This is a genomic window from Ferrovibrio xuzhouensis, assembly GCF_042648965.1.
Taxonomy (GTDB): domain Bacteria; phylum Pseudomonadota; class Alphaproteobacteria; order Ferrovibrionales; family Ferrovibrionaceae; genus Ferrovibrio; species Ferrovibrio xuzhouensis.
In genome coordinates, this window is the sequence record NZ_JBHRYJ010000001.1 from 422,524 (window position 1) to 434,345 (window position 11,822).

Here is an 11,822-nt window from a genome sequence, read left to right on the forward strand (position 1 = left end):
CATCAACGATCCTTCGGAACCTTGCTGACGAAACTGTTGTCATACGTCCGCGCCAGATCGATCTTCGCCTGGCTCACAGCGGAATTCTGCTGCGCAACCACCCTGAGCGCGGTATCGGCCGCCGTGTGGGAAATCCGACCGTCCGGCGAATAGGACGGACGCACGGCGGGGATCATCTTGACGTAAAGATCATGCTCGCCGCCCAGCAGGGATTCCTTCGGGATTGCGGCCAGCAGCTCTTCGTCGGTCGAATTCCTGATGAAATGCAGGGCACGGACCATGGCATTGGTCAGCGCCTGGATCGTCTTCGGATTCTCCTTGATGAAATCCTCCTTGGCCGACAGGCTCGCCGCCGGCATCGGACCGCCATAGACGGCCGTCGTGCCGGCTTCGTTGCGGGTATCGACCTTGACCACGGCGAGACCCTGCGCCACCAGCAGCGAGGTGGCCGGATCGGCCTGCACAACGGCATCGACTTCGTTGTTCTTCATGGCTGCCACCACGCCGGCACCGGCGCCGACGCCGATGATGGCGACGTCATTGGGGCTCATGCCGGCTTTCGCCAGCAGCAGGTTCACCATGATGTTCGTGCTCGAACCCGGCGAGGTGACGCCGATCTTCATGCCCTTCAGGTCGGCCGCGGTCTTGTACTTGTCGGCTTTGGCCGTGGCGACGCTGAGTGCGAAGCCGGGATAGCGGCCCTGCAGCACGAAGGTCTTCAGATACTGGCCGCGGGCCTGCAGGTTGATCATGTGCTCGTAGGCAGACGACAAAATGTCGGCGCTGCCGCCGACGACGGCCTGCACGGATTTGGAACCGCCCTGGAAATCGAGCACGCGGGCGTTCAGGCCTTCCGCTTTGAAATAGCCTTTCGATTCCGCGATGGTGAGCGGGAGATAATACAGCGCGACCTTGCCGCCGACCGCGATCGACACGTCAGGCTTTTCGACACTGTCCGCACGGGCGGCCAGCGCCGGCAACAAACCGGCAGCAATAATTGCAGCGGCAATAGCAAACTTTTTCATCGAGCCCTCCTGCTCATCTTTGCGTTTCCTCAGTATTGTTCTATTAGACAGAACATCGTTTCTCTAAACAGAATATGGTCACGGCACGGGCGAGTCAACCGATGCTGTCGGTGTCACGCCGAGTTTGTGTTCGAGGAAGAACGCGAACACGCCGCCGGACTGCAGCAACGCGATTTCCATCGCCGTATCGGCACGCAGGCGTGCATGCAGCACATGCGCAGCCCCGTCGATGCGCAGCCTGATCGTGCACCGCGATCCGATGCCGAGCGGCTCTGCCGGCGTGATATCGATGGCGATGTCTTTCGCGCCGGCAACCAGGGTGGCCGGTTCGACCGCCTCGACGAGTTCCAGCGGCGCCACGCCGAGCCGCACCAGATTGCTGCGATGGATGCGTTCGAAACTGCGCGCGATGACCGCCCTGACACCCAGCAGCGCCGTACCCTTGGCGGCCCAGTCCCGCGCGCTGCCGGTGCCGTAATTCCGGCCGGCGAGAATGACGACGGCCCTTCCCTCCGCGCCGTAACGTTCCGCAATGTCGACCAGGTCGCCGGTCTCGCCCGACGGCAGATGACGGCTGACCGGCCCGGTGCGATCCGGCACCAGGGCATTGCGCAGGCGCGGATTGGCAAAGGTGCCGCGCAGCATCACCTCGTGATTGACGCGGCGCGCGGCATAACTGCCGAAGCGGTCCGGCTCGATACCAAGCGAGGCGAGATAGCGCGCCGCCGGCATCTGCGGCGAAATCGTGCCGACGGGGCTGATATGGTCGGTCGTGATGTCATCGCCCAGCACCAGCAGTGGCCGCGCCCCGGCCAGCGCGCCGAAGGCGCCGGCATGCCGCTCGAAAAACGGCGGCGGGCATAGGAACGTCGAGCCGTCCTGCCAGGAGAACCGCGGGCCGGACTGAACCGGCAGGCTGTTCCAGCGGGCCGGGATATAGGGGGCGGACCGGCCGCGCTGTCGCGGCATCTCCGCCATTGCAACTGCGATGGCTTCCGGCGCCGGCCAGATATCGCGCAGCAGGACGGGCCGGCCCTGTGCATCGTGACCCAGCGGCGCGCGCGACAGATCCGCCCCGATGCGGCCGGCCAGTGCATAGGCAACCACCAGGGCCGGACTCATCAGATAGGCGGCCCGGATTTTCGGATGCACGCGCGCCTCGAAATTGCGGTTGCCCGACAGGACGGCAACGCCGACGGTCTCCCCTGCCAGGGCCGCCTCGATGTCAGGCGCCAGCGGTCCCGAGTTGCCGACGCAGACGGCGCAGCCGAAGGCATCGACATGAAAGCCGAGAGCAGCAAGCGGCGCGAGCAGACCGAGTTGCGCCAGGTAATCCGGCACGGCGCGCGAGCCCGGCGCGAAGGACGTCTTGATCCCGGCCGGCACAGCCAGGCCGCGCTCCACCGCGGCCCGGGCCAGCAGCCCGGCCGTCACCATGGCGCCCGGGTTGGCCGTGTTGGTGCAGGAGGTTATCGCCGCCAGCACGATCTGCCCATGCGACAGGACAGGCGGCCGGGCGGTTGCGGCGGGTTCCGGAAACTGCCGGGCGAAACTGGCGCTGACATCCTCCAGCCCGACCAGCTGGTCCGGCCGCGTCGGCCCGGCAACACTGGGACCGACTGCACCAAGGTCGAATGCGACATGCCGGCTGTAGGCGATGGCATCGAAGCCATCGCGGCCGAACAGCCCCTGTCGCTCCAGATGCGCGCGGATCAGCGACAGATGCGCTTCAGGCCGGCCGGTGGTGCGCAGATACGACAGCACATCCTCGTCGACCGGAAACAGCGCAAGCGTTGCGCCATATTCGGGTGCCATATTGGCCAGCGTCGCACGATCCTCGACGCTGAGGCTGGCAAGGCCGGGGCCGTGGAATTCCAGAAAGGCACCGGTGACCCCGAGCTGGCGCAATTTCCGGGTCAGCGCGAGGGCAAGATCGGTCGCCAGCACGCCGGGGCGCGGCCGGCCGGTCAGTGCCACGCCGATGATCTCCGGTGCCGCCACCGTCAGCGGGTCGCCCAGCAATGCGCCTTCGGCCTCGATGCCGCCGACGCCCCAGCCCAGCACGCCAAGCCCGTTGACCATGGTGGTGTGGCTGTCGCTGCCGATCACCGTGTCGGCGGAAATCCAGCCGTTCCGGACGCTGACAATTTCGGCCAGCTGTTCGAGATGCACCTGGTGGATGATGCCGTTTCCGGGCGGCACCAGGGTCAGTCCGTCGAAGGCCTGCGCCGCCCACTTCAGGAAGCCGTAGCGCTCTTCGTTGCGGTCCAGTTCCCGGTCGAGGTTGAGCTGCAGCGCCTCGCTCGTGCCGTAACTGTCGATCTGCACGGAATGATCGACGACCAGGGCGAAGGGGATCACCGATTGCATGGCGCCCGGGTCCTGCCCGGCCTTGGCCGCGGCATCGCGCAGGGCGGCCAGGTCGGCCAGCAGCGGCAGCCCGGCGGCATCCTGCAGGATGACGCGGGTCACCGGAAAGACCAGATCGGCCGACCGTGGCGATCCCGGCTGCCAGGCTGCGGCGGCCTGCACCGCCCCGGCATCCAGCTCGCCACGGGCGGCAGCACACAGGCCGGCCTCGAGGATGATGCGCAGCGATCGCGGCAGCTTTTCCAGCGCGATCCCGGCGCGCGCCGCATAATCGGCCAGCGATACCCAGGACAGCCGGCCCTGATCCGTCTCGACATGACGGATCGCGCTATCGGGGGCTATGGCAGCTATATCCGGCATGACGGTCGCCCCGTCGGCCTCAGGATGCGGCTCGGGCCTGCCCGGTGTCTCCGGGCATCGGCATGCCGATCACCTGCGCGGACGCGAGACGCTCGATATCGCTGCCCGAATACCCCAGCTCGGCCAGCAGCGCGGCGGTGCTTTCGCCAACGGCTGGCGGGTTGCTGCGCAGGTCGAAGCCGCTCTCGGCCAGATGGATGGGCAGGCGCGGAAGCTTGGTGTGAACGCCATTCGGCAGATCGGTCGGCAACAGCCCGGACGTCGCGGCCAGATGGGGATCGTCGAACAGATCTTCGGGCCGCGTGATGGGAGCAAAGGGGATCTGCGCCCGGTCGCAGATCTCGGTCGCCTGTGCCAGGGTCAGTCCGGAGAAATAGCGGCTCAGTTCGGCCACCAGCAGCGGACGCTGTTCGATGCGCTGGTTGTTGGTGGCGAAGGCCGGGTTTTCGGCCAGATCCGGCCGGGCGATCACCTGGCAGAACCGCTGCCAGTGCTTGTCGGTCGTGATGCCGACAAAGATCTGCCGGCTGTCGACGGTCTGGAACGGCTCATAGATCGCCCAGGCCGAAACCCGCTCCGGCATCGGCGGAACCGGTTCGGCGGATTGCGCCGCATAGCAGAGATGCTGCCCCATCAGGAAGACCGCCGTCTCGAACAGCGCGCTTTCGACGAGTTGGCCGCGCCCCGAGACATCGCGGCTGCGCAGCGCCGTCAGGATCGCGATCACCGCGAACATGCCGCCGGTAATGTCCACCACCGAGGTGCCGGCCCGCAGCGGCCGGCCGGTCGGCCCGGTCATGAAGGCCAGGCCGGTCATCATCTGCACCACCTCGTCGAGTGCGAGGCGGTTCTTGTACGGGCCGTCGAGGAAGCCCTTGAGACTGGCATAGATCAGGCGCGGATTGCGCTGGCCGACCACGGCATAGTCGAGGCCCAGGCGCTCCATCGTGCCGGGCGCGAAATTCTCGATCAGCACGTCGGCCTTCTCGAGCAGCCGGCCGATGATCTCATGGCCTTCCGGCGTTTTGAGGTCGACCGCGAGGCTGCGTTTGTTGCGGTTGAAATAGCCGAAATAGCCGAGGCCGAAGCCCTTGAGATAGCGCGTCGGATCGCCCTTCGGCGCCGGCTCGATCTTGATGACTTCCGCGCCGAGATCAGCAAGGATCATCCCGCAGGACGGTCCCATCACGGTATGGCCGAAATCGAGCACGCGAATCCCGCTGAGGGGAAGGTTTTTGTCCGACATAGGCGTTTCCAGCTATTGTTCTATCTGACAGAATACTATTCTGTATAGTAGAATATCCTTCCTGCTTCGTGTCAACCTGTTTGCACGGCAGGGAATTTCCAGCCATACCGGACATTCAAAAATCGGGTTTCACATCGAGCCATGCCGAGAAAAAAAGCCCTGCCGGCGCCGCAGACCGACAGTTCAGCCCCCGCCAAAAGCAGCGGCGGCGTCGACGCCGTCGACCGCGCGGTCACCATCCTGCGCTGCTTCTCCGACCGCGACCCCTCGCTCAGTCTCGCCGAGCTGGCCGCGCGAACCGGCTATTACAAGAGCACGATCCTGCGCCTGATCACCTCGCTGGAGCGCGCCAGTTTCCTGGTCCGCCTGCCCGACAAATCATTTGCGCTGGGCTCGGAACTGATGCGGCTCGGCGCTGCCTACCAGCACAGCTTCCGCCTCGAGACGCATGTCCGCCCGGCCCTGAAATCGCTGCTCGGCGAAACCCGCGAAAGCGCCTCGTTCTTCATCCGCGACCAGGATATGCGGATCTGCCTGTTTCGCGAGGATTCGGCGCATACCATCCGCGACCATGTCCGCGAGGGCGACCGGCTGATCCTGAACCAGGGCGCCGCCGGTCATGTCCTGCTGCGTTTCGACCCGGCACAGAACAGCGAACTGGGCCTGCAGGCGCAATTCAAGGACCTGCCGCTGTTCTCCTACGGCGAGCGCGACGCGGAAACCGCGGCGGCCGCCGTGCCGGTCTATGCGGCACGGGGCGGCCGGACCTCGCTGGCCGGCGCCCTGACCATCTCGGGCCCGCGCACCCGCTTCACGCCGCAGACCACGCCGCAAATCGGCAAACTGCTGCTCGAAGCAGGCCGCAACCTGTCTTTCGCCCTTGGCGGCGGCACCATGTGGAACACGCTGAGCGGCACGAAGACGCCATAACAGGCAAGGCCGGGCACCTCGGTCGGTGGCCCGCCCGCCGGACAGGTCGAAAACCGCTCCGGCGGGCAAGCCTGGAAAATCTACTGAGTTGCCCAACACTCAACGCCGGGTCGGCGCCATGCCGGTTGCCGTGCCGCGCACCGGCAGGAGACGGAGGCCCTGCTCGACGCCGGCGCCGCCCATGTCATCGCCGCGGCCGAGGAAGGCCTCGGCGCGCGCCTCGCCGCAATCGCCGGCCCGGAGGGCGTGCGGGTGGTGTTCGACCCGATCGGCGGCCCGGCCTTCGAGCCGCTGACCGCGGCGATGGCGCGCGGCAGCTTGGCCTCCGGCGCCCTCAAGCCGCTGATCGACCGGACCTTCCCCTTCGAGCAGATCGTGGTGACGCTCTGACCCGTCATGGGACCGCCGGCCCGGGGATCGCCGCCACGGGCCGGCGGTCCCGCATTGACCATTTGTTGGGCAGCGGCTGCGTCGTTCTGACGCATTTCGCTGCGACGCGCGGGGCCCGGGAGCGGCTAAATGCCGGACCCGGGCGGCGATCCGGCCTTGGCACGATCCGTGCTTTCCTCTCTGGCTATCCAGGCCAACGATGGCCTGATTGTCTGGCTAACGACGGCCCGATCCGGCAGGCGTGTATCGCCTGCGGCTTGCTCCACACATGGGATGAAGACCTTCATCCCGGTCTCCGCTGCGCGGAAACCGGGGCGCGGGATCGGGTGGATTGTCTCTGCAAATCCGAAAAGGGGACTGTTATGGCGTATCTGTTGCCTTCCGAGTTTGTCACCAAGATGATCGATGCGGGTGAGTCGAAGGTCTTCATGTCGACCCGCGACACGCTGATCCGTGCCTTCATGGCCGGCGCCATCCTCGCACTCGCCGCCGCCTTCGCGGTGATGGTGAACGTGCAGACCGGTTATCCGATCATCGGCGCGATCCTGTTCCCGATCGGCTTCTGCATGCTCTACCTGCTGGGCTTCGACCTGCTGACCGGCGTCTTCGTGCTGTCGCCGCTGGCGCTGTTCGACAAGCGCCCGGGCGTCACCATCGGCGGCGTGCTACGCAACTGGGGCTTGGTTTTTGTCGGCAATTTCGCCGGCGCTTTCACTGTCGCCGTGATGATGGCCGTCTACTATACCTACGGCTTCCAGACGCCGCCGGACAAGGTCGGCACCGTCATCTCGCATATCGGCGAGGCCCGTACGCTCGGCTATGCCAAATACGGTGCGGCCGGCATGCTGACCCTGTTCCTGCGCGGCGTGATGTGCAACTGGATGGTCTCCACCGGCGTGGTCGGCGCGATGATCTCCACCACGGTCAGCGGCAAGGTGATCGCCATGTGGATGCCGATCATGCTGTTCTTCGCCATGGTCTTCGAGCATTCGGTGGTGAACATGTTCCTGTTCCCCTCGGCCCTGCTGATGGGCGGCAGCTTCTCGGTCATGGACTACATCATCTGGAACGAGATCCCGACCGTTGTCGGCAACCTGGTCGGCGGCCTCGCCTTCACCGGCCTGACGCTGTACTCGACCCATGCGCGGACCGCACCGAAGCGCAACCTGAAGATTGCCGCCTGAGCGATCGGACCGGACGGAAGCCTCCGCCGGCGACGGCGGAGGCTTTTGTTCTGTATGATGCCGGGATGTCACGCCAGTTGACGATATCGGTCGGGCAGCATTCCGACCGCGGCCGCAAGGAAACCAACCAGGATTTCCACGGCATCGTCATTCCCGCCGAGCCGCTGCTGAGCAGCAAGGGCATCGCCGTCGCGCTCGCCGACGGCATCAGCAGCAGCGACGTCAGCCAGATCGCCAGCGAATCGGCGGTGAAGGGCTTCCTCGAGGATTATTACTGCACGTCCGACGCCTGGTCGGTGAAGACCTCGGCGCAACGCGTGCTGGACGCCACCAATTCCTGGCTGCATGCCCAGACGCGGCGCGGCCGCGATCCTTACGATCGCGACCGCGGCTATGTCTGCACGCTCAGCGCCATGGTCATCAAGTCGGCCACCGCGCATCTGTTTCATGTCGGCGATTCCCGCATCTGGCGGCTCGGCGGCCAGACCCTCGAACAGCTGACCGAGGATCACCGGATCGTCGTCTCGTCGCAGCAGAGCTATCTCGGCCGCGCACTCGGCATCAATCCGCAGCTCGAGATCGACTATCTCGCCGTGCCGGTCGCGGCCGGCGACATCTTCCTGCTGGCCACCGACGGTATCCACGAATACGTCGCGCCCGGCTTCATGGCATCCGCCATCCGCGCGCAGGCCGGCGACCTCGATGGCGCCGCCGCCCTGATCGTGCAGGAGGCCCTGCAGCAGGGCAGCCCGGACAACCTGACCCTGCAGATCGTCCGCATCGACAGCCTGCCGGACCCGGGCGCCGACGAGGTGGCCGGGCAGATTTCCGGCCTGGCGCTGCCGCCATTGCCCGAGCCGCGGGCCCTGTTCGACGGCTACCGCATCATCCGCGAACTGCATGGCAGCAGCCGCAGCCACATCTACCTCGCCACCGATCCCGAAACGCAGGCGCTGGTCGCGCTGAAACTGCCCTCCATCGACCTGCGCCACGATCCGGATTACCTGCGGCGCTTCCTGATGGAGGAATGGGTGGCGCGCCGCCTCAACAGCGCCCATGTGCTGAAGCCCTGCCCGCCGACCCGGCAGCGCAGCTATCTCTATGTCGCCACCGAATTCGTCGACGGCCAGACCCTGACCCAGTGGATGACCGACCACCCGCGGCCCGGCCTCGAGACGGTGCGCGACATCGTCGAGCAGATCGCCCGCGGCCTGCAGGCGTTTCACCGCATGGAGATGCTGCACCAGGACCTGCGGCCGGAGAACATCATGATCGACCGCACCGGCACGGTGAAGATCATCGATTTCGGCGCCGTGCGGGTGGCCGGCGTCGCCGAAAGCGCCGCGCCGGATGCTCCGGAGGATATCCTCGGCACCGTGCAGTATACCGCACCGGAGTATTTTCTCGGCGAGGGCGGCTCGCCCGGCTCGGACATCTTCTCGCTCGGCGTCATCGCCTACCAGATGCTGACCGGCCGCCTGCCCTATGGCACGGCGGCGGCGCGCGTGCGCAGCCGGGCGGCGCTGCGCCGGCTGGCTTATCTGCCCGCCGCCGATGACGACCGCGAGATTCCGGCCTGGATCGATGCCGTGCTGCGCAGGGCGGTGCATCCGGATCCATTGCGGCGCTATGCCGAACTCTCCGAATTCACCCACGACCTGCGCCACCCGAACCGCACCCTGGCCGGCCGTGGCGCGGCGCCGCTGCTCGCGCGCAGCCCGCTGGCTTTCTGGAAGGGCGTGGCGGCAATCCTTGCCGGCACCGTCGTCCTGCTGCTGGTCGCGCTCGGCCTGCAGCACGGTTGATCCCGCCCGGGCCGCCGGGCTAGCCTTGCGGCATGAGCGCCGCCCTGACCGAGACCGACCGCCGCTTCCTGCGCCTCGCCTATGACCAGGCGAAGCTCGGCTACGAGGAAGGCGGCTGCCCGATTGGCAGCGTGCTGGCCGAGGGCGACCGCCTGATCGCCGCCGGCCGCAACCGCCGTGTCCAGGAGGGCGACCCGATCGCCCATGGCGAGATGGACTGCCTGCGCCGCGCCGGCCGGCAGAAGAGCTACCGCCGGATGACGCTCTACACCTCGCTGTCGCCCTGCATGATGTGCACCGGCACCATCCTGCAGTTCGGTATCCCGCGCGTCGTCATCGGCGAGGCGCAGAACTTCGCCGGCAACCCGGATTTCCTGCGCCAGCATGGTGTCGAGGTGCTGGTCGCCGACGATGCCGACTGCGTCGCGCTGATGCGCCGCTTCATTGCCGAGAAGCCCGAACTCTGGGCCGAGGACATCGCCGAGGACTAGAACCGGTCAGTGCAGCCTGGTCCGATCGGCCGGCATCGCGGCATGCAGCTCGCCATGGCCCGGCCGGTGCGCCGGCAGGGTGTCGAGCACGGCAATCAGGAAGACCGTCGCGAAGACGCAGGCCGCAAAGGCCACCACGCTGAGGGCCAGTGCGCGGTTCTTCGGCCGGGTCTGGGCGACCAGCGCCGCCGCCGTGGTCGGCACCGGCGCGCTGCCGCGCGGACCGGGCAGACCGGCCTGCCGGCGCTCGTCGAGCAGGGTTTCATGCCGGCCCCACATATGGATGACCAGCAGGATGGCGATCAGGCACATCATGCTGCTTGGAATCCAGATGATGATGCCGCCGATATGCTCGTCGGTGATCGCCGACAGCCCGTAGAGGCGGCCAAGGGTGTCGTAGGCCGTATACAGCACGTCATGCTTCAGGGCGGTATAGCCGCCGAGGATGATGTTGGAGAGAATCGCCAGCCACAGCATCATCAGCCGCATGCCGTGGCGCAGGCCCTGCGGCGGCGGGCGGCGGTCGAGCACCAGCCACCAGAACAACAGGCCGGCGACCAGCATGGTGACATGCATCAGATAGTGGATGCCGTCGTTCAGCAGCGCCGCATTGTGCCAGCGCGGCACTTCCCAGGCGTAGAGCGAGACGATGAAGGTTGCCATCGCCACCACCGGATGGGCGAGGAAACCGAAGACGGCCTGCACACTGCGATTGGTCATCACCGGCACCAGCACGGTGCGACGGGCGCCGGCCGGCAGCCCCGCGGTCAGGATGCCCTGCGGCCAGGCCAGTGCGATCAGCATCGGCCCGATCATGCGCAGCAGCAGATGCTGGATCTGGTGGACGAAGAACAGCCGCTCGGCGACCGGATCGACCGGCGACTGCAGCGCGATGAAGACGGCAGCGAGACCGGCGAAGAAAGCCACATGCCGCCAGGCCGGGACCGGCTGGGCGGCATTGGCGCGGCGCAGCAGGCCGGCGATATAGCAGGCGGCCACCAGCAGGGTCGGAATGACGATATCGGGCGTCAGGTCCCAGGCCGTCCAGGCGGTCGCCTCGGTGAGGTCTTCGCCGCCATGCGCGAAAGCCGGCCAGGCGGTCAGCAGGACGAGCAGCGGCACACAAACCGATGCCGCCGCCGACAGCCGACCATCCTCCCGGAACCCCGTATCGGTTTCTGCAGACACAACCTCTGCAGTGTCCGCTCCATGCCCGGCAGGCTCAATGCGGCGCAGGGTCGCAGCCGCATGTGCCGCAGCCGCGGGTTACGCCAGCACCTGGCGTGCGAAGGCGATATGCTCCTCGGCGGGCACGCGCTCTTTCCTCGCCACGGCCCAGAGCGCATAGGCCTTCTGCACTTCGAGGCCCGCCACCGTGCCGAAGCCGGCATCGACCAGGCAACGCTGCAGCGAGCCCAGCGTGAAGCCGCATTTATGCGCCATGTAATGATTGCCCTCGGCAATGAAGCGGCCATGGCCATAGATCATGTCATGCGGCGTGATCGGGCCGGACGGCGACTGGTAGGCCGGCACATGCAGCCGGTCTTCGGCCACCAGCCGGCTGATGCCTTTCATGTCCGGACAGGTGACCACCACATAACCCTGCGGCGCCAGCACGCGCAGGAACTCGCGCAGCATGATATTCACCTCGTGGATGAAGACATGCTCGATGTTATGCGAGGAGAAGATTGCGTCGATGCTGCCATCGGCGATGGCCGACAGATCGGTGACGCCGCCGATGATATCCGGCTGCACGGCCGGATCGATGTCGTAGCGGATTTCCCGCCAGTCGCCGTCGGCAAAGTGGCGGATCGTCTGCTTCCGGGTATTGGGCCCGCAGCCGACATGCAAAAGTGTTTTGCTCAAGACAGCTCCCTCTGGTCGGACCGCCAGATTAGCCGTCTTCGCCGTCCGGTTACAGAGGCTCGGCCCGATGGCGGCTGGTCCGAAGGCAGGGAACAGCCGCGGCTGCGGTTGACGATGACCGCCACCGAGCGCATCACCGGCACCTCGATCGGCAC

At 66.6% G+C, this 11,822-nt stretch carries 10 protein-coding genes; 5 read left to right on the top strand and 5 right to left on the bottom strand.

What is annotated here, in order from left to right:
• Positions 1–2: 2 nt before the first annotated feature.
• The 3 genes from ACFOOQ_RS02010 to ACFOOQ_RS02020 all read right to left on the bottom strand — a co-directional run bounded on the left by ACFOOQ_RS02010 (position 3) and on the right by ACFOOQ_RS02020 (position 5,001).
• Entirely contained in the window at positions 3–1,025 is a 1,023-nt protein-coding gene (locus ACFOOQ_RS02010; protein WP_379721012.1) for an ABC transporter substrate-binding protein, read from the bottom strand.
• Positions 1,026–1,103: 78 nt separating this feature from the next.
• Positions 1,104–3,755 carry an aconitate hydratase AcnA gene (acnA, locus tag ACFOOQ_RS02015; RefSeq protein WP_379721015.1) on the bottom strand — a complete coding sequence of 884 codons (2,652 nt, stop codon included), beginning with the start codon at positions 3,753–3,755 and terminating at the stop codon, positions 1,104–1,106.
• A 19-nt stretch (positions 3,756–3,774) separates the two neighbouring features.
• Positions 3,775–5,001, bottom strand: a complete 1,227-nt coding sequence (locus ACFOOQ_RS02020; protein ID WP_379721018.1) for a CaiB/BaiF CoA transferase family protein — start codon at positions 4,999–5,001, stop codon at positions 3,775–3,777.
• A gap of 141 nt (positions 5,002–5,142) precedes the next feature.
• On the opposite strand from ACFOOQ_RS02020, the gene ACFOOQ_RS02025 reads away from it, so the two are divergent.
• The 5 genes from ACFOOQ_RS02025 (at position 5,143) to ACFOOQ_RS02045 (ending at position 9,801) form a co-directional block, all read left to right on the top strand.
• Complete coding sequence (locus tag ACFOOQ_RS02025; RefSeq protein WP_379721021.1) at positions 5,143–5,931, top strand: IclR family transcriptional regulator; 789 nt, start codon at positions 5,143–5,145, stop codon at positions 5,929–5,931.
• 252 nt (positions 5,932–6,183) lie between these two features.
• Entirely contained in the window at positions 6,184–6,321 is a 138-nt protein-coding gene (locus tag ACFOOQ_RS02030; protein ID WP_379721024.1) for a hypothetical protein, read from the top strand.
• 362 nt (positions 6,322–6,683) lie between these two features.
• Positions 6,684–7,505 carry a formate/nitrite transporter family protein gene (locus ACFOOQ_RS02035; RefSeq protein WP_379721027.1) on the top strand — a complete coding sequence of 274 codons (822 nt, stop codon included), beginning with the start codon at positions 6,684–6,686 and terminating at the stop codon, positions 7,503–7,505.
• 65 nt (positions 7,506–7,570) lie between these two features.
• Positions 7,571–9,310, top strand: a complete 1,740-nt coding sequence (locus ACFOOQ_RS02040) for a protein kinase domain-containing protein (protein ID WP_379721030.1) — start codon at positions 7,571–7,573, stop codon at positions 9,308–9,310.
• A gap of 32 nt (positions 9,311–9,342) precedes the next feature.
• Positions 9,343–9,801 carry a nucleoside deaminase gene (locus tag ACFOOQ_RS02045; protein ID WP_379721033.1) on the top strand — a complete coding sequence of 153 codons (459 nt, stop codon included), beginning with the start codon at positions 9,343–9,345 and terminating at the stop codon, positions 9,799–9,801.
• 6 nt (positions 9,802–9,807) lie between these two features.
• Here the strand turns inward: ACFOOQ_RS02045 and ACFOOQ_RS02050 are convergent, their stop codons facing one another.
• Together ACFOOQ_RS02050 and ACFOOQ_RS02055 are read right to left on the bottom strand one after the other, a co-directional pair.
• Positions 9,808–10,923: a cytochrome c oxidase assembly protein gene (locus ACFOOQ_RS02050; protein WP_379721036.1), complete on the bottom strand. Its 1,116-nt coding sequence runs from the start codon at positions 10,921–10,923 to the stop codon at positions 9,808–9,810.
• Between the two features lie 144 nt (positions 10,924–11,067).
• Positions 11,068–11,667, bottom strand: a complete 600-nt coding sequence (locus ACFOOQ_RS02055) for a class I SAM-dependent methyltransferase (protein WP_379721039.1) — start codon at positions 11,665–11,667, stop codon at positions 11,068–11,070.
• Positions 11,668–11,822 lie beyond the last annotated feature (155 nt).